The 19,774-nt window shown below is 40.1% G+C and carries 12 protein-coding genes, 2 tRNA genes and 2 rRNA genes; 11 read left to right on the forward strand and 5 right to left on the reverse strand.

Annotation, left to right across the window (positions count from 1 at the left end; translation table 11 throughout):
- Window positions 1-39: 39 nt before the first annotated feature.
- The 5 genes from mnmE to rpmH form a co-directional block, all read right to left on the reverse strand.
- A complete protein-coding gene (gene mnmE, locus MHI57_RS14965) occupies window positions 40-1,425 on the reverse strand; it encodes a tRNA uridine-5-carboxymethylaminomethyl(34) synthesis GTPase MnmE (protein ID WP_095371333.1) in 1,386 nt (461 codons plus the stop codon).
- Window positions 1,426-1,837: 412 nt separating this feature from the next.
- Window positions 1,838-2,461 carry an RNA-binding cell elongation regulator Jag/EloR gene (jag, locus tag MHI57_RS14970; protein ID WP_095371332.1) on the reverse strand — a complete coding sequence of 208 codons (624 nt, stop codon included), beginning with the start codon at window positions 2,459-2,461 and terminating at the stop codon, window positions 1,838-1,840.
- Complete coding sequence (gene spoIIIJ, locus MHI57_RS14975; protein ID WP_095371331.1) at window positions 2,458-3,252, reverse strand: YidC family membrane integrase SpoIIIJ; 795 nt, start codon at window positions 3,250-3,252, stop codon at window positions 2,458-2,460. The genes jag and spoIIIJ overlap by 4 nt, the downstream gene beginning before the upstream one ends.
- Window positions 3,253-3,436: 184 nt before the next feature.
- On the reverse strand, window positions 3,437-3,802 hold the full coding sequence (gene rnpA / locus MHI57_RS14980) for a ribonuclease P protein component (RefSeq protein ID WP_095371330.1): 366 nt from the start codon (window positions 3,800-3,802) through the stop codon (window positions 3,437-3,439).
- A gap of 148 nt (window positions 3,803-3,950) precedes the next feature.
- Window positions 3,951-4,085 carry a 50S ribosomal protein L34 gene (gene rpmH, locus MHI57_RS14985; RefSeq protein WP_016201470.1) on the reverse strand — a complete coding sequence of 45 codons (135 nt, stop codon included), beginning with the start codon at window positions 4,083-4,085 and terminating at the stop codon, window positions 3,951-3,953.
- 1,050 nt (window positions 4,086-5,135) lie between these two features.
- On the opposite strand from rpmH, the gene dnaA reads away from it, so the two are divergent.
- The 11 genes from dnaA to MHI57_RS15040 all read left to right on the forward strand — a co-directional run bounded on the left by dnaA (window position 5,136) and on the right by MHI57_RS15040 (window position 19,706).
- Window positions 5,136-6,482 carry a chromosomal replication initiator protein DnaA gene (gene dnaA / locus MHI57_RS14990; RefSeq protein WP_095371329.1) on the forward strand — a complete coding sequence of 449 codons (1,347 nt, stop codon included), beginning with the start codon at window positions 5,136-5,138 and terminating at the stop codon, window positions 6,480-6,482.
- Between the two features lie 156 nt (window positions 6,483-6,638).
- The gene (gene dnaN, locus MHI57_RS14995; protein ID WP_340977082.1) at window positions 6,639-7,775 is read left to right on the forward strand and encodes a DNA polymerase III subunit beta; all 1,137 of its coding nucleotides are present in this window, start codon (window positions 6,639-6,641) and stop codon (window positions 7,773-7,775) included.
- 224 nt (window positions 7,776-7,999) lie between these two features.
- On the forward strand, window positions 8,000-8,218 hold the full coding sequence (gene yaaA / locus MHI57_RS15000) for a S4 domain-containing protein YaaA (RefSeq protein ID WP_095371327.1): 219 nt from the start codon (window positions 8,000-8,002) through the stop codon (window positions 8,216-8,218).
- Window positions 8,219-8,232: 14 nt separating this feature from the next.
- A complete protein-coding gene (gene recF / locus MHI57_RS15005; RefSeq protein WP_095371326.1) occupies window positions 8,233-9,351 on the forward strand; it encodes a DNA replication/repair protein RecF in 1,119 nt (372 codons plus the stop codon).
- 9 nt (window positions 9,352-9,360) lie between these two features.
- The gene (remB, locus tag MHI57_RS15010; RefSeq protein WP_095371325.1) at window positions 9,361-9,600 is read left to right on the forward strand and encodes an extracellular matrix regulator RemB; all 240 of its coding nucleotides are present in this window, start codon (window positions 9,361-9,363) and stop codon (window positions 9,598-9,600) included.
- Window positions 9,601-9,666: 66 nt separating this feature from the next.
- Complete coding sequence (gene gyrB, locus MHI57_RS15015; RefSeq protein WP_340978628.1) at window positions 9,667-11,589, forward strand: DNA topoisomerase (ATP-hydrolyzing) subunit B; 1,923 nt, start codon at window positions 9,667-9,669, stop codon at window positions 11,587-11,589.
- A gap of 102 nt (window positions 11,590-11,691) precedes the next feature.
- Window positions 11,692-14,217, forward strand: a complete 2,526-nt coding sequence (gyrA, locus tag MHI57_RS15020) for a DNA gyrase subunit A (protein WP_095371323.1) — start codon at window positions 11,692-11,694, stop codon at window positions 14,215-14,217.
- A gap of 481 nt (window positions 14,218-14,698) precedes the next feature.
- Window positions 14,699-16,247, forward strand: a 16S ribosomal RNA gene (locus MHI57_RS15025).
- A 99-nt stretch (window positions 16,248-16,346) separates the two neighbouring features.
- Window positions 16,347-16,423: transfer RNA gene (locus MHI57_RS15030), tRNA-Ile, on the forward strand.
- A gap of 15 nt (window positions 16,424-16,438) precedes the next feature.
- Window positions 16,439-16,514, forward strand: a tRNA-Ala gene (locus tag MHI57_RS15035).
- Window positions 16,515-16,773: 259 nt separating this feature from the next.
- Window positions 16,774-19,706 (forward strand): 23S ribosomal RNA (locus MHI57_RS15040).
- Together the 16S and 23S rRNA genes with 2 tRNA genes alongside form the textbook arrangement of a ribosomal RNA operon.
- Window positions 19,707-19,774: the final 68 nt, after the last annotated feature.

Here is a 19,774-nt window from a genome sequence, read left to right on the forward strand (position 1 = left end):
CCTTTTCTTTTTTTATATTTATATCAACGGTTTTTTTTCTTATTTTCCAAGACAGAACTGAGAGAATAACTGGTCAATTAAACTATCTTGTACACTATCTCCAATAATCTCACCTAGAATTTCCCATGTTCTTGTCAAATCTATTTGTACGATGTCAATCGGTGTGCCCAGATCAACACCCTCTATTGCGTCATTAATTGAATTTATCGCTTGGTGTAAAAGAGCAATATGTCTTGAGTTAGAGACATATGTCATATCTTCTGCTTCAATGGAGCCAGTAAAGAATAATTCAGAAATCGCCTCTTCAAGCTCGTTAATTCCTTGTTCTTCTAATAAAGAGGTTGTCACTAGCTTCTGATTAGCTGCGAGCTGTCTCACTTTTTCCATATCAATCTTTTGTTCTAAATCGGTTTTATTCACGATGACAATAACATCCATGCCTTCGACCGCTTTAAATAAATTCATATCCTCATCCGTAAGCTCATCCGAATAGTTCACAACCAGTAAAATAAGATCCGCTTCTTTTAATACTTGTCGTGATCTCTCTACCCCTATTCTTTCAACAATATCTTCTGTTTCCCGAATACCAGCTGTATCTACTAATTTTAATGGCACGCCTCTTACGTTCACATATTCTTCTATTACATCTCTTGTCGTACCTGGGATATCTGTCACGATCGCTTTATTCTCATGGACTAGGCTATTTAATAACGAAGATTTACCAACATTCGGGCGTCCAACGATTACCGTTGATAAACCTTCACGTAAAATTTTCCCTTGTTGGGATGTACGTAGTAACTGCTCGATTTCCTTTTTAACGAAGCTTGCCTTCTCTAATAGTAACTGATGGGTCATTTCCTCGACATCATCATATTCGGGATAGTCAATATTCACTTCCACATGGGCAAGTACTTCTAGAATTTCCTGTCGTAACCTTTGAATTAAGTTTGACAATCTGCCTTCCATTTGACCTAAGGCGACATTCATTGCCTTATCCGTTTTCGCTCGGATTAAATCCATCACTGCCTCCGCCTGCGATAAATCAATGCGCCCATTTAAAAAAGCACGCTTTGTAAATTCACCTGGTTCAGCTAAGCGAGCACCATTTGTCAACATCAATTGCAGGACGCGATTGACAGAAACGAGTCCACCGTGACAGTTAATCTCAATCACATCTTCTTTTGTAAACGTCTTTGGACCCTTCATGACCGAAACCATTACTTCTTCAGCAACTTGGTCAGTCTTCGGATCAATAATATGGCCATAATGAATTGTGTGAGATGGGACTTCTTTCAAACGTTTATCTCCCACACTTTTAAATAAATGATCCGCTATATCAAAAGCTTCAGGTCCGCTTAGCCGTACAATTGCAATTGCGCCTTCACCCATAGGAGTAGATATAGCAGCTATTGTATCAAGTTCCAAGCGGCTTCACCTCATTTCATTTTTATCTATAATTACTCATCCTTCAATCTATGAAAAAAATTATTTCCCAAAAAAACAGAATATCATATGCAAACAATTATTAAAAGCAAGATCATCCTCGTCAAAAATCCCCGAACTAAGGAAAATACCTGTTATCAACAGTATAGACAAATTTTTTTCTTCTAAAAATTATCCACAGAAACCAAGTCGGTATTATGCTCTATTTTAACTTATCCACATGTGAATAACAATCATACAATGCTGAATTCATTATTTTCCTCTTTGACCAATTCTTTGTGAAAAAAGCTGCGAATGTTTTCTAAGCTCTTTCGGAAGTTCCGAAATGGTTCTGAAGTAATTGCGCGTTTATCCATAAAAAAAGAGCGTCCGCTTGGACACTCTCTATAAAAAATTAATTTTTAACTGGTGAAATGACAATATGTCGATGAGGATCATTGCCATCCGAATACGTTTCTACTTTCTTATCATGAGACAAAGCAGAGTGGATCACTTTTCTCTCATAGGAAGGCATAGGCTCAAGCGAGACCTTTTTACCAGTTTTAATTGCCTGGCTTGCTAATCTTTCAGCAAGCTGCACCAACGTATCAATTCTTCTTTGGCGATAGTTTTCTGCATCTAATATAATATTAAAATATTGATCAGAATATCTGTTGACGACAAGCTGTGTAAGATACTGCAAAGAGTTTAATGTTTGACCTCGTTTACCTATTAATAAAGCAATTTTATTACCAGATAGAATAAATTCAACATTTTTACCGTCTCTAACAGTTTCAATTTCAACCGGCGCGCCCATTTTCTCACTGACCTCTAATAAAAATTTCTCCGCTTCTGCAATCGGATCCATTTTCATCGTTGCTTTTATCACTGCAGGACGGGATCCGAATATACCAAGGATCCCTTTCCTTCCTTCATCGAGAATCTCTATTTCTACACGATCCTCTGTTGTTTGTAATTGAGCTAAAGCCGAATGTACTGCTTCATTGACGGTTTGTCCTGTAGCAGTTATTTCTTTCACTTTTTCGCTCCTCCCGCAGGTTGTGTTTCTTTAGATTTTTTTAAATCTGGACCTTTAATGAAATAAGTTTGTACAATCATAAATAAGTTACCAACTACCCAATATAGAGAAAGAGCCGCTGGGAAATTAATAGCAAAAATAACGATCATGATTGGCATTAACCATAACATCATTTTCATTTGCGTTGCCATCATTTCATTCGCACTAAAGTCTTGTCCAGCCATCATCATCTTCTGTTGAATGAACGTTGTAATACCTGCTACAACTGGCAAGATATAATATGGATCGGCATCGCCAAGATCAAACCATAAGAAGTTATGATTAGCAATTTCTCGCGTTCTTGAAATCGCATGATAGAATCCAATAAGAATCGGCATTTGTACTAACAATGGTAAACAGCCCGCCAATGGGTTTACACCATGTTTTTGCATTAATTCCATGGTTTCTTGTTGAAGCTTTTGTTGTGTCTTTTGATCTTTAGAACTATATTTTTCACGTAGCTTTTGCATCTCAGGCTGTACTGCCTGCATTGCTTTAGAACTCTTAGTTTGTTTAATCATCAATGGTAGAATTACTAGACGAATCAGAATTGTTACGACAATAATCGACAAACCATAGCTTCCGCCCATAAGGCCTGCAATTTTAATAATAAGCCATGATAGCGGATAAACGATGTATGAGTTCCAAAAGCCTTCACTCTCGGAAGTAATTGGCTCATTAAATTCAGTACACCCTGCTAAAAGTACGGTGACTAGAATTAGACCAACCAATAAAGGTATTCGCTTTTTCAACCGTTATTTCCTCCTTAATGCCTAGATAATATTGTTACAGTTTTTCTATCATCTCTTCATTTTTACTGAGAATCGAATAAACTGATTTTACTCATGGTATGTATTTTATCATCTTTTCCTCATATGTCATATGAATAAAAGATGTCTTTCCCAAATTTCATAAAAAAAAGCTCTTTTTATGAAATTATGACTTATTATTTCCATGTTTATGTGTTTTAACAACCCGAGAAAGCTTCAAAACATGCATTAAGCTTTTCTTAATTTCAAAAAAGCTCATTTCAGCAGTTGGCTTTCGTGCGATAATAATAAAGTCATAATTTGGTTTTAACTCTTGATCCAGCTCATGAAAGGCCTGTCTAATATAACGCTTGATTTGGTTCCTTTTGACAGCGTTACCAAGCTTCTTACTAACAGATAATCCTATTCTAAAATGAGACTGGTCATTTCTTTGTAAAGAATAAACAACAAATTGCCGGTTAGCAAATGACTTACCTTGTTTAAAGGCTTCTTGAAATTCTTTATTCTTCTTTACTCTAAATTCTTTCTTCATGTCATTTACACCTTCTTTTTCATACACGGTTCGTAACAGCTCATGTATAAATAAGTCTTATATTCTCTATTTGGGCAATCGATCAATCATGCGTTTACTCACTATTTTTACACTATTACGTGAAAAAAGACCACTGATTTTCAGTGGCCTAAGCAGATAATACTTTTCTTCCTTTACGACGGCGGCGTGCTAGAACGTTACGTCCGTTCGAGCTGCTCATACGGCTGCGGAATCCATGAACTTTACTTCTTTTACGTTTATTTGGTTGATAAGTTCTTTTCATTATATGACACCTCCCTGAGGAATAGCTGTTAAAGACAGTCTTATTAATTATATAGATGCTACCTAAAGATTGTCAACTATCCATCGGATGATTAACCTTTACGCGCAACTTTTTTCAAAAAACATCACTGTACTGAATTTTACTTTGTTTCGTCTCCAATGTCACCCTCATTTCAATAGTATTTTTTGGTTATTGGGGAAATCCATTGATTGCGAGCCTGTATAGCAATGATTGAAGGGCTATTTTCTTATAAATTTTTTTAATAGCTGATTTTAAATTAGCCGTTTTGTTTTAACCTGTTTTACAAGTTTTTTGGACTTAGACTTTAGACCTCTTTTCATTCTCACGTTTTTGGATCAGACTTCACTTCTCGTTCCATGTCTAATTATGAGCATTGGCGACTTTCTCCATGCGAACAAGTTATACAAATTACCTTCATAATCATTCAACAGGTCCCATGGTCACAATTAAATTTATGTGTCATTATGATTGATTCCATTTTTGTTGTACTCATGATTCCTTTTGCACATCCGCTATAATCTAGTTCCATATTGTTTGTAAGTCCATTAATTTAAATGTCCTGTTTTTATAAGAAGACTGTCTTCCATCTATTTATCCACGTATTTATCATTCAGCATATATTTTTACTTGTGGATACTTTTTTCGACAAATTTATTTTATCCACACTACATATAGACAAGTTTTTCACAAAAACACTACCTGTGGACAATTGTTATAAACAGGTTGTTTCACTTGTGGATAAGCATTGAAAAAACGTTGCATGCTCTTGTTATTTCTGTTATCATATTTGTGTTTTCACACTTAATAACTGAACGGTATATATTTTATTATCCACAGATTGTGGATATCATGTGGACAGGTTATACAACCCCTATGTAAAAGGTTGTCCACAGGTGGTGGATATTGTCGAAATGTCGCCTTTTTTCCTTATTATATATTTTTCCACATCTTATTTTATTCATTTTTTCTATATAAACATTTTTGTGGGCATTTTCAGCCGTTATTTTCAAAGAAAAGGAGGGATCATCATTGGAAAATATATCTGACCTATGGCAGCAGGCTTTAGCAAAAATAGAAAAGAAAATTAGTAAACCAAGCTTTGAAACCTGGATGAAGTCAACTAAAGCACATAATCTTCAAGGAGACACTTTAGTGATCAAAGCACCTAATGAATTTGCTCGAGATTGGCTAGAAGAGCGCTATTCTCCATTAATTTCCGAAACAATAAAAGAAGTTACTGGTGAACGACTCGAAGTTAAATTCATTATTCCGCAAAACCAGAACGAAGAAGAGCTTGAAGCCATCAGCCCGGCTAAAAAGAAGCCAGTCGAAGAGGAATCCCAAGACATTACCTTCAATATGTTAAATACGAAAAATACTTTTGATACATTTGTTATTGGTTCTGGGAATCGATTTGCCCATGCTGCTTCACTCGCAGTAGCAGAAGCACCTGCTAAGGCCTATAATCCACTGTTTATTTATGGTGGTGTTGGTTTAGGGAAAACACATTTAATGCATGCAATTGGTCACTATGTATTGGATCATAATCCAAATGCGAAAGTTGTCTATTTATCTTCTGAGAAATTTACCAATGAATTTATTAACTCTATTAGAGATAATAAAACCATTGATTTCCGCAATAAATATAGAAAAGTAGACGTGCTATTAATAGATGATATTCAATTCCTTGCCGGAAAAGAATCAACCCAAGAGGAATTTTTCCATACGTTTAACACATTACATGAAGAATCAAAGCAGATTGTCATCTCGAGTGACCGACCTCCAAAAGAGATTCCGACACTTGAGGATCGCCTGCGTTCTCGTTTCGAATGGGGACTGATTACAGATATTACCCCACCAGATTTAGAAACAAGAATTGCGATTTTACGTAAAAAGGCAAAAGCTGAAGGGTTAGACATTCCTAATGAAGTCATGTTATATATTGCCAATCAAATTGATTCTAATATTCGTGAATTAGAAGGAGCACTTATTCGTGTTGTTGCCTACTCATCACTTATAAATAAAGATATTAATGCAGATTTAGCTGCAGAAGCATTAAAAGATATTATTCCGAGTTCAAAACCTAAAGTTATTACTATTCATGAGATTCAAAAGGTTGTCGGAGGCTATTATAACGTTAAATTAGAAGATTTTAGTGCGAAAAAACGGACAAAGTCTATTGCTTTTCCTAGGCAAATTGCTATGTACCTATCTAGAGAATTAACCGATTTCTCTCTACCGAAAATCGGTGAGGAATTCGGGGGCCGAGATCACACAACAGTGATTCATGCCCACGAAAAAATCTCTAAATTACTTCATGCAGACACACAATTTCAACAGCAATTAAAAGAAATTAATGAATTACTTAAAGTATAATTGTGAATAACTACCGAATGATTATGCACAGTCTGTCCACATGTGGATAGGCTGTGTTTCCATTCATTTTTCTAGTTATCCACATGTTAACAAGCCCTACTAATACTTCTATTATTTTAAAATAAAAAATATATGTATATACATTGGAGGTTAATCATGCGATTTACGATTCAGAGAGATCGCTTAGTTCAAAGCGTTCAAGATGTTATGAAGGCCGTTACTAGTAGAACAACCATTCCCATTTTAACTGGAATTAAAATTGTTGCATCTGACGAAGGTGTAGCTTTAACAGGTAGTGACTCTGATATTTCTATTGAGTCATTTATTCCTAAAACAGAAGAAAATGAGGTCATAGTTAACATTGAACAACCAGGTTCAATTGTATTACAAGCAAAGTTCTTTAGTGAAATCGTAAAGAAATTGCCAACAGACCAAGTAGAAATTCATGTAGAAAATCATTTACAAACAGTTATTACTTCTGGTAAATCTCAATTCAATCTAAACGGTATTGATGCGGATGAATATCCTCATTTACCGCAAATTGAAGAAGATAATGTTTTTTCTATTCCGACTGACCTTCTAAAAGCAATGGTTAGGCAGACAGTTTTCGCAGTGTCCACCTCAGAAACACGCCCAATCTTGACAGGTGTAAACTGGCAGATTGAAGGAAGTGCTTTAACCTGTATTGCAACAGATAGCCACCGCTTAGCATTGAGAAAAGCAACGATCGAAACAGCATCAGAAGCATCTTATAATGTGGTTATTCCTGGGAAAAGTTTGAGTGAACTTAGCAAAATTCTCGACGATCACAACGATACAATTCAAATTGTTATTACAGAGAACCAAGTTTTATTTAAAGCGAAAAATTTATTATTCTTCTCTAGATTACTAGAAGGAAATTACCCAGATACATCACGATTGATTCCAAATGAAAGTAAGACGGATGTCGTTGTTACTACGAAAGCATTTTTACAAGCCATTGATCGTGCTTCTTTACTTGCACGAGAAGGTAAAAATAATGTCGTTAAACTTTCTACTGTTGATGATCAAGTCATTGAGATCTCATCTAATTCTCCAGAAATCGGTAAAGTTATCGAGGAGCTTCCGAGCATTTCGAAAGAAGGAGAAGACCTTAAAATTTCGTTTAGTGCGAAATTTATGATGGATGCTTTAAAAACATTAGAGGGTACAGAAATAAAAATTAGCTTTACGGGTGCAATGAGACCATTTATTATCACACCACTTAATGATGATTCAATCTTGCAATTGATTTTGCCAGTTAGAACATACTAAAGCTTTAGGTAAATAGAAATCCGAACAATCATTCAAGGAAGAGTGTGTTCGGATTTTTTTATTTAACTCATTCTGTTTTGAATTTACTTCCAGAATTTTCGCAATAAATGACTTCAATACTTAATAAAAGATTTACTTTGTGTATCACACAATAATTTAGTAAAATAAACTATTAGATACTAAAAAATAGAGAAGTACGATGTCAAATAACTAGAAAGAGTGCAATGATGAACAAAATACAAATTGAAACGGAATATATTACTTTAGGGCAATTTCTCAAAGTAGCTGATTTAATTCAGTCAGGGGGAATGGCGAAATGGTTTTTAGGTGAATATGTTGTATTTGTTAATGGGGAACAAGATCAGCGTCGTGGGAGAAAGCTAAGAGCAGGCGATGTAATCGAAATACCTGATCATGGCACATTTACAATTTCGAACAATTAAGGATGTAACCGCCTATGTATATAGAGCAATTACAAATAAAGGATTATCGCAATTACAATGAACTGTCGGTACAGTTTGATAATAAGGTCAATGTCATATTAGGTGAGAATGCACAAGGTAAGACAAACGTGATGGAATCTATTTATGTTTTAGCCATGGCTAAGTCTCATCGCACCTCAAATGATAAAGATCTTATTCGTTGGGATCAGGAGTATGCTAAAATAGAAGGTAGAGTAGTAAATAAACATGGTTCTCTACCTATGCAGCTTGTGATATCTAAAAAGGGTAAAAAAGCAAAGTGTAACCATATTGAACAACAAAAGCTTAGCCAATATGTCGGTAATATGAATGTTGTGATGTTCGCGCCTGAAGATCTCCATTTAGTAAAAGGGAGCCCTCAAGTAAGGCGTCGTTTTATTGATATGGAAATTGGACAAGTATCCGCCGTTTATCTTCATGACATTAATCAGTTTCAGAAAATACTCCAACAACGAAATCATTATTTAAAGTTGCTACAGTCACGTAAACAGACTGATCAGGCTATGCTTGATATTTTAACTGAACAATTTATTGAGATGGCTGTTAAAATAATCGCTAAGAGATTCGAGTTCATCTATTTGCTAGAAAAGTGGGCAATGCCAATCCATGAAGGTATTTCTAGGGGACTTGAAACGTTAAAAATTCAGTATAAGCCTTCTGTTGATGTATCAGAAGAACAAGATTTGTCGAAAATGAAGAATATATACCTAGAAAAGTATGAAAAAACAAAAACAAGAGAAATTGAAAGAGGCGTTACATTGTTCGGCCCTCATAGAGATGATTTGTTATTTCAAGTGAATGGGCGAGATGTGCAAACTTTTGGTTCTCAAGGTCAACAAAGAACCACAGCATTATCAGTGAAACTTGCTGAGATCGAACTGATTCACGCTGAAATTGGAGAATACCCTATTCTTTTATTAGATGATGTACTATCGGAATTGGATGATTACCGGCAATCGCATTTGCTTAATACGATACAAGGAAAAGTACAAACATTTGTAACGACCACTAGTGTCGATGGAATAGATCATCAGACTTTAAAAGAAGCAGCTGCGTATGAAGTGAAGGCGGGCAGCCTTAAAAAAATTCAATGAGGTGAGGCCTTGTATATTCATATTGGCGAGGATGTATTAATACGTGCAAAAGATTTGGTAGCCATTATTGATAAAGAAAGTGTCGGCTCTTCTATAAATGCAGAAGAGTTTTTGCAGCGTGATGACGCTTCTTATACCAATTTGGCTAAAGGTGTGTACAAATCAGTTGTGATTACAACCGATCATATATATTACTCTCCTCTTGCTTCGTCTACTTTAAAAAAGAGGACGAGGAAATTGATTGTTTAATGTCGATGATGAGCAAATGAAAAAGAATGATATGCAAAATGGAAAGTGTAGGTGATCGATGTGTCAATGGATCAGGAAGCAATGGGGCAACAATCCTATGATGAGAACCAGATACAAGTATTAGAAGGTCTTGAAGCAGTTAGAAAACGTCCAGGTATGTATATCGGATCAACGAGTGGAAAAGGATTACATCATTTAGTATGGGAAATTGTCGATAATAGTATTGACGAGGCACTTGCTGGATATTGTGATGAAATTAATATAAGTATTCTCGAGGATAATAGTATTAAGGTCGTTGATAATGGACGGGGGATTCCTGTTGGGATACAAGAAAAAATGGGAAGACCTGCTGTAGAAGTCATTATGACTGTTTTACATGCCGGAGGAAAATTTGGTGGCGGAGGCTACAAAGTTTCTGGTGGTCTTCATGGTGTTGGTGCATCTGTTGTTAATGCTCTTTCTACTCAGTTAGAAGTCTATGTTCATCGTGACGGGCAAATCTACTATCAGAAATATCAACGTGGTGTACCGAGCGCAGACTTAAAAGTAATCGGTGAATCAGAAGTAACTGGCACAACCACAATTTTTAAGCCGGATGGTGAGATTTTCACTGAAACATTAGAATATGATTTTGATACATTAGCAACGAGGGTCCGCGAATTAGCTTTTTTAAATAAAGGATTAAAGCTTACTCTTTCAGATGAACGTGAAGAGAATAAGACCAAAGAATTCCACTATGAAGGTGGTATTAGGTCTTATGTAGAGCATTTAAATAAAAATAAAGAAGTACTTCATGAAGAGCCGATTTATATTGAAGGCGAAAAAGATGGTATTTCTGTTGAAATATCAATGCAGTACAACGATAGCTATACAAGTAATATCTATTCTTTCGCCAATAATATTCATACGTATGAAGGTGGAACACATGAATCTGGATTTAAAACAGCGCTGACGAGGGTGATTAATGATTATGCTCGTAAGAATGGCGTGTTTAAAGATAATGATGCCAACCTTACAGGTGAAGACGTCAGGGAAGGTTTAACAGCGATTGTTTCAATTAAACATCCTGACCCTCAGTTTGAAGGACAAACGAAGACGAAATTAGGCAATTCAGAAGCAAGAGCGGCAACAGATACGGCTTTTTCGGAAGCCTTTGAAAAATTCTTATTGGAAAATCCATCTGTTGCAAGGAGAATCGTCGATAAAGGTATGATGGCTTCAAGAGCTCGAGCAGCAGCTAAAAAGGCGAGAGAGCTAACAAGAAGAAAGAGTGCTTTAGAAGTTTCTAGTCTTCCAGGTAAGCTTGCTGATTGTTCTTCAAAAGATGCGTCTATTTCGGAACTATATATCGTTGAGGGTGATTCAGCGGGTGGTTCAGCTAAGCAAGGACGAGACAGGCATTTCCAAGCAATTCTACCACTTCGAGGAAAAATCCTAAACGTAGAAAAAGCACGGTTAGATCGAATATTATCTAATAATGAAGTACGAGCAATGATTACTGCGTCTGGAACAGGAATCGGTGAAGACTTTGATATTACGAAAGCAAGATATCATAAAATCGTTATTATGACAGATGCCGATGTAGATGGGGCGCATATTCGAACACTATTACTCACATTCTTTTATCGTTATATGAGACAAATCTTAGATGCGGGCTATATATATATTGCGCAGCCACCTTTGTATAAAGTTCAACAAGGGAAGAAAATCTCATATGCTTATAACGATCGCCAATTAGACGAGATTATGAAAGAGCTTCCGGCTACGCCGAAACCAAATGTCCAACGTTACAAAGGTTTAGGTGAGATGAACCCAGATCAATTATGGGAAACGACAATGAATCCGGAAACGCGTACGCTCTTACAAGTAAGCTTAGAAGATGCGATTGAAGCAGATGAAACGTTTGAAATCCTTATGGGAGATAAAGTAGAACCACGCCGTAACTTTATCGAAGAAAATGCGCAGTATGTGAAGAATTTAGATATTTAATGAAAGTCAGGATAGAGTTGGTTCTATCCTGCTTTTACATAGATATTGTCAATAAAATGTAGCCTAAGCAATAAGCTTTGTGCGATAGGGAGGTACCTATAGATGGCTGATACGCCTAAGTCCCAAATTAAAGAAATTAATATAAGTGAGGAAATGAGAACGTCATTCTTGGATTATGCAATGAGTGTTATCGTTTCCCGAGCCCTACCTGATGTACGTGACGGGCTAAAGCCTGTGCACAGAAGAATACTTTATGCAATGCATGATCTTGGCATGCACTCAGATAAACCGTTTAAAAAGTCTGCCCGTATTGTTGGAGATGTTATCGGGAAATACCACCCACATGGTGATTCAGCAGTATATGAAACAATGGTAAGAATGGCACAAGACTTTAACTATAGATATATGCTTGTTGATGGACACGGTAACTTTGGATCAATTGATGGCGACTCTGCTGCTGCCATGCGTTATACAGAGGCCCGTATGTCAAAAATATCAATGGAATTGTTAAGAGATATTAATAAAGATACCATCGATTATCAAGACAACTATGATGGAGAGGAAAAGGAACCGGTCGTGCTTCCTGCTCGGTTCCCTAATCTGCTTGTAAATGGTACATCAGGTATTGCTGTAGGAATGGCTACCAATATCCCTCCTCATCAATTAGGCGAAGTCATTGATGGTGTACTTACATTAAGTAGAAATCCGGAAATTACGATTCCAGAGTTAATGGAAATCATTCCTGGACCAGACTTTCCGACTGCAGGACTTATTTTAGGCCGTAGTGGAATTAGGAAAGCTTATGAAACAGGAAGAGGCTCTATTACTCTTAGAGCAAAGGTTGAAATCGAACAGAAATCAAATGGGAAAGAAGTTATCATTGTTAATGAAATCCCATACCAAGTGAATAAAGCAAGATTGATTGAGAAAATTGCTGACCTTGTACGTGATAAGAAGATTGATGGTATTACAGATTTACGTGACGAATCTGACAGAGATGGTTTACGAATTGTTATTGAAGTCCGTAAAGATGCCAATGCAAATGTGCTTTTAAATAATTTATATAAACATACGGCATTACAGACAAGCTTCGGTATTAATTTACTTGCTTTAGTGGATGGACAACCTAAAGTATTGAATTTAAAACAATGCTTAGAATATTATTTAGCCCATCAAGTTGTCGTTATAAGAAGAAGAACAGAATTCGAATTGCGGAAAGCGGAAGCAAGAGCGCATATTTTAGAAGGTTTACGAATTGCCTTAGATCATTTAGATGAAGTCATTAAATTAATCAGAGCGTCAAGAACTACAGATATTGCCAAAGAAGGTTTAATGACACAATTTGACCTTTCGGAGAAGCAAGCGCAAGCGATTTTGGATATGCGTCTACAGCGTTTAACTGGTTTAGAGCGTGAGAAAATCGAAGAAGAATATGCTAGTCTTATTCAATTAATTGCAGATTTAAAAGCAATCTTAGCAAGTGATGAAAAAGTATTAGACATTATTCGCGAAGAACTTACAGAATTAAAAGACCGTTTTAATGATGAACGCCGTACAGAAATTGTTTCCGGTGGTCTTGAGCATCTAGAAGATGAAGATTTGATTCCTCAAGAGAACATTGTTATTACACTTACACATAAAGGCTATATTAAGCGATTACCGGTATCTACTTATCGTGCCCAAAAACGAGGTGGAAAAGGGATACAAGGAATGGGAACAAATGAAGATGATTTTGTTGAACACCTATTGACTACCTCAACGCATGATCATCTCCTTTTCTTTACGAATAAAGGAAAAGTGTATCAAGCTAAAGGGTATGAAATTCCTGAATTTAGTAGAACAGCGAAGGGGATTCCTATCATTAACTTGTTAGGTATTGAAAAGGATGAATGGATTAATGCTGTTATTCCGATAGAGGATTTTGTGGATGATTGGTTCTTGTTCTTCACAACAAAACGAGGCATTTCTAAACGTTCACCGTTATCTTCATTTGCTCATATCCGTACAAACGGTTTAATTGCTTTAGGTTTAAAAGAAGAAGATGAATTAATCTCTGTACGTCTTACAAATGGAGATAAAGAAATTATCATCGGTACAAAAAATGGTCTCCTTATTCGTTTCCCTGAAGATGCGGTCCGTTCTATGGGACGTACAGCTACTGGTGTAAAAGGGATCACTCTGAGTGAAGAAGATGAAGTGGTTGGAATGGAAGTTCTAGAAGAAGGGGACAACATTCTAGTAGTTACGAAAAAAGGTTATGGTAAACAAACACCAGCTGATGATTATCGTATTCAGGGTCGTGGTGGTAAAGGAATTAAAACGGCCAATATTACTGAAAAAACTGGTGATCTCGTTACGATGAAAGCTGTACGTGGTGAGGAAGACATCATGTTGATTACTACTGGCGGTGTCATTATCCGTATGGGAGTAGAAGATATTTCAACTATGGGAAGAAACACGCAAGGTGTAAGACTTATTCGAATCGATGAAAGTGTGAATGAATTCGTCTCTACTGTAGCAAAGGTTGAAAAGGAAGAAGAAAAAGATGGAGAAGAGCGAGCAAAGCCACTTGAAACTGCAGAGGAATTGCCTGAAGGATCTATCGACAGTGAAGATGAAAGAGAATAAACAAATCGTTTAAATCAAATGAGTGCCGACACAATTCAAATTTCAAAATTGAATTGTGTTCGGCTTTTTTATTAGGATGAGATAATTTTAATGACTACCTTTAGCACACTACTACAGACTATACTAATAGGGGTTTATAGATTCTTTTAAGAGTATCAATGGAAGTATTTTTTGGTGTTAACTATGAATGAAATGGTCAATAAATTATTTTATAAAAATAATTGATGAATAATGCTTGCAAATAGTGGTTACTGCTGATATACTTATTCAAGTCAGCAAGAGGAAGACATGAAAGATTGATTGACATCAAAAAAAGATGTTGACTCAGATGACACGATATGTTATATTAACAAAGTCGCTTCTGAAGCGAACGAGATTGTTCTTTGAAAACTGAACGAACATAAAACGTCAAGCGTAATTCTAAAAAAGCTGATTTATCAGCAAGAAAGCACCATAGGTGCAAATGAGCTAATCAAACACTTTATTGGAGAGTTTGATCCTGGCTCAGGACGAACGCTGGCGGCGTGCCTAATACATGCAAGTCGAGCGAATCTGAGGGAGCTTGCTCCCAAAGATTAGCGGCGGACGGGTGAGTAACACGTGGGCAACCTGCCTGTAAGACTGGGATAACTCCGGGAAACCGGGGCTAATACCGGATAATATCTATTTATACATATAATTAGATTGAAAGATGGTTCTGCTATCACTTACAGATGGGCCCGCGGCGCATTAGCTAGTTGGTGAGGTAACGGCTCACCAAGGCGACGATGCGTAGCCGACCTGAGAGGGTGATCGGCCACACTGGGACTGAGACACGGCCCAGACTCCTACGGGAGGCAGCAGTAGGGAATCTTCCGCAATGGACGAAAGTCTGACGGAGCAACGCCGCGTGAGTGATGAAGGTTTTCGGATCGTAAAACTCTGTTGTTAGGGAAGAACAAGTATCGGAGTAACTGCCGGTACCTTGACGGTACCTAACCAGAAAGCCACGGCTAACTACGTGCCAGCAGCCGCGGTAATACGTAGGTGGCAAGCGTTGTCCGGAATTATTGGGCGTAAAGCGCGCGCAGGCGGTTCCTTAAGTCTGATGTGAAAGCCCACGGCTCAACCGTGGAGGGTCATTGGAAACTGGGGAACTTGAGTGCAGAAGAGGAAAGTGGAATTCCAAGTGTAGCGGTGAAATGCGTAGAGATTTGGAGGAACACCAGTGGCGAAGGCGACTTTCTGGTCTGTAACTGACGCTGAGGCGCGAAAGCGTGGGGAGCAAACAGGATTAGATACCCTGGTAGTCCACGCCGTAAACGATGAGTGCTAAGTGTTAGAGGGTTTCCGCCCTTTAGTGCTGCAGCAAACGCATTAAGCACTCCGCCTGGGGAGTACGACCGCAAGGTTGAAACTCAAAGGAATTGACGGGGGCCCGCACAAGCGGTGGAGCATGTGGTTTAATTCGAAGCAACGCGAAGAACCTTACCAGGTCTTGACATCCTCTGACAATCCTAGAGATAGGACTTTCCCCTTCGGGGGACAGAGTGACAGGTGGTGCATGGTTGTCGTCAGCTCGTGTCGTGAGATGTTGGGTTAAGTCCCGCAACGAGCGCAACCCTTGATCTTAGTTGCCAGCATTTAGTTGGGCACTCTAAGGTGACTGCCGGTGACAAACCGGAGGAAGGTGGGGATGACGTCAAATCATCATGCCCCTTATGACCTGGGCTACACACGTGCTACAATGGATGGTACAAAGGGCTGCAAGACCGCGAGGTTTAGCCAATCCCATAAAACCATTCTCAGTTCGGATTGTAGGCTGCAACTCGCCTACATGAAGCCGGAATCGCTAGTAATCGCGGATCAGCATGCCGCGGTGAATACGTTCCCGGGCCTTGTACACACCGCCCGTCACACCACGAGAGTTTGTAACACCCGAAGTCGGTGGGGTAACCTTTTGGAGCCAGCCGCCTAAGGTGGGACAGATGATTGGGGTGAAGTCGTAACAAGGTAGCCGTATCGGAAGGTGCGGCTGGATCACCTCCTTTCTAAGGAATATACGGAATTAACTTGATGTTAGACTGTTCGTTCAGTTTTGAGAGTGCAATCTCTTTGATATGATTAAATACTTTACCGTGAAGTTATGTGGGCCTATAGCTCAGCTGGTTAGAGCGCACGCCTGATAAGCGTGAGGTCGATGGTTCGAGTCCATTTAGGCCCACCATTTTAACTTTAATACGGGGCCTTAGCTCAGCTGGGAGAGCGCCTGCTTTGCACGCAGGAGGTCAGCGGTTCGATCCCGCTAGGCTCCACCAACAATTCGTTCTTTGAAAACTAGATAATGTAATGAAGAAGATTACCGAGTAATCGCCACCTTAGTTATTTTTTCTCTCTATATATTATAGATTGATTTAAGATACTAAACTTTTTTAATAAACACAACCGAGAGGGTTGTGAGAAGCAAGCAGTTCAAGGAAGCGAGCGAGGAAACACCGGAGTGTGCGTCTTGTGCACATGAGGATGTTGACGAGTGAGCTGACGCCGAAATGCGTAGCTTATCGCAAGCCGAACAATGGTTAAGTTAATAAGGGCGCACGGTGAATGCCTTGGCACTAGGAGCCGATGAAGGACGGGACTAACACCGATATGCTTCGGGGAGCTGTAAGTAAGCTTTGATCCGGAGATTTCCGAATGGGGAAACCCCCTATCCGTTATGGGATAGGATCCATACCTGAATACATAGGGTATGGAAGGCAGACCCGGGGAACTGAAACATCTAAGTACCCGGAGGAAGAGAAAGCAAACGCGATTCCCTGAGTAGCGGCGAGCGAAACGGGATTAGCCCAAACCAAGAGGCTTGCCTCTTGGGGTTGTAGGACATTCTATACGGAGTTACAAAGGAACGAGATAGACGAAGAGGTCTGGAAAGGCCCGCCATAGGAGGTAAAAGCCCTGTAGTTGAAACTTCGTTCCCTCCAGAGTGGATCCTGAGTACGGCGGGACACGAGAAATCCCGTCGGAAGCAGGGAGGACCATCTCCCAAGGCTAAATACTCCCTAGTGACCGATAGTGAACCAGTACCGTGAGGGAAAGGTGAAAAGCACCCCGGAAGGGGAGTGAAAGAGATCCTGAAACCGTGTGCCTACAAGTAGTTAGAGCCCGTTAATGGGTGATAGCGTGCCTTTTGTAGAATGAACCGGCGAGTTACGATTACATGCGAGGTTAAGTTGGACAGACGGAGCCGTAGCGAAAGCGAGTCTGAATAGGGCGAATGAGTATGTGGTCGTAGACCCGAAACCAGGTGATCTACCCATGTCCAGGGTGAAGTCCAGGTAACACTGGATGGAGGCCCGAACCCACGTACGTTGAAAAGTGCGGGGATGAGGTGTGGGTAGCGGAGAAATTCCAATCGAACTTGGAGATAGCTGGTTCTCTCCGAAATAGCTTTAGGGCTAGCCTCATGCGTAAGAATCTTGGAGGTAGAGCACTGTTTGGACTAGGGGCCCTCATCGGGTTACCGAATTCAGACAAACTCCGAATGCCAAAGATTTATCCATGGGAGTCAGACTGCGAGTGATAAGATCCGTAGTCAAGAGGGAAACAGCCCAGACCACCAGCTAAGGTCCCAAAGTATACGTTAAGTGGAAAAGGATGTGGAGTTGCTTAGACAACCAGGATGTTGGCTTAGAAGCAGCCACCATTTAAAGAGTGCGTAATAGCTCACTGGTCGAGTGACTCCGCGCCGAAAATGTACCGGGGCTAAACGTATCACCGAAGCTGTGGATTGAACATCGTTGATGTTCAGTGGTAGGAGAGCGTTCTAAGGGCGTTGAAGCTAGACCGTAAGGACTGGTGGAGCGCTTAGAAGTGAGAATGCCGGTATGAGTAGCGAAAGATGGGTGAGAATCCCATCCACCGAATGCCTAAGGTTTCCTGAGGAAGGCTCGTCCGCTCAGGGTTAGTCGGGACCTAAGCCGAGGCTGAAAAGCGTAGGCGATGGACAACAGGTTGATATTCCTGTACCACCGTATTCTGTTTGAGTGATGGGGGGACGCAGGAGGATAGGGTAAGCGCACTATTGGATGTGCGTCTAAGCAGTTAGAGGGACCATGAGGCAAATCCCATGGTCATATACCTTGAGCTGTGATAGCGAGGGAAATTTAGTACCGAAGTTCTTGATTCCACACTGCCAAGAAAAGCCTCTAGCGAGGAATAAGGTGCCCGTACCGCAAACCGACACAGGTAGGCGAGGAGAGAATCCTAAGGTGAGCGAGAGAACTCTCGTTAAGGAACTCGGCAAAATGACCCCGTAACTTCGGGAGAAGGGGTGCTCATTAGGGTGTTAAAGCCTTGATGAGCCGCAGTGAATAGGCCCAGGCGACTGTTTAGCAAAAACACAGGTCTCTGCGAAGCCGCAAGGCGAAGTATAGGGGCTGACGCCTGCCCGGTGCTGGAAGGTTAAGAGGAGAGGTTAGCTCACGCGAAGCTTTGAATCGAAGCCCCAGTAAACGGCGGCCGTAACTATAACGGTCCTAAGGTAGCGAAATTCCTTGTCGGGTAAGTTCCGACCCGCACGAAAGGCGTAACGATCTGGGCACTGTCTCAACGAGAGACTCGGTGAAATTATAGTACCTGTGAAGATGCAGGTTACCCGCGACAGGACGGAAAGACCCCGTGGAGCTTTACTGTAGCCTGATATTGAATTTTGGTACAGCTTGTACAGGATAGGTAGGAGCCTTAGAAGCCGGAGCGCTAGCTTCGGTGGAGGCGTCGGTGGGATACTACCCTGGCTGTATTGAAATTCTAACCCACATCCCTTATCGGGATGGGAGACAGTGTCAGGTGGGCAGTTTGACTGGGGCGGTCGCCTCCTAAAGAGTAACGGAGGCGCCCAAAGGTTCCCTCAGAATGGTTGGAAATCATTCGTAGAGTGTAAAGGCACAAGGGAGCTTGACTGCGAGACCTACAAGTCGAGCAGGGACGAAAGTCGGGCTTAGTGATCCGGTGGTTCCGCATGGAAGGGCCATCGCTCAACGGATAAAAGCTACCCCGGGGATAACAGGCTTATCTCCCCCAAGAGTCCACATCGACGGGGAGGTTTGGCACCTCGATGTCGGCTCATCGCATCCTGGGGCTGTAGTCGGTCCCAAGGGTTGGGCTGTTCGCCCATTAAAGCGGTACGCGAGCTGGGTTCAGAACGTCGTGAGACAGTTCGGTCCCTATCCGTCGTGGGCGCAGGAAATTTGAGAGGAGCTGTCCTTAGTACGAGAGGACCGGGATGGACGCACCGCTGGTGTACCAGTTGTCTTGCCAAAGGCATCGCTGGGTAGCTATGTGCGGAAGGGATAAGTGCTGAAAGCATCTAAGCATGAAGCCCCCCTCGAGATGAGATTTCCCATAGCGCAAGCTAGTAAGATCCCTGAAAGATGATCAGGTTGATAGGTTAGAGGTGGAAGTGTGGCGACACATGTAGCTGACTAATACTAATCGATCGAGGACTTAACCAATTCGAAATGCGGAGGCGCCTTGCCCAGGTGCGACAAGCATAAGACGAATTTGACAGGAGGTTGTTCTT

It is taken from the genome of Cytobacillus sp. FSL K6-0129 (genome assembly GCF_038007625.1).
GTDB lineage: Bacteria > Bacillota > Bacilli > Bacillales > Cytobacillaceae > Cytobacillus > Cytobacillus kochii.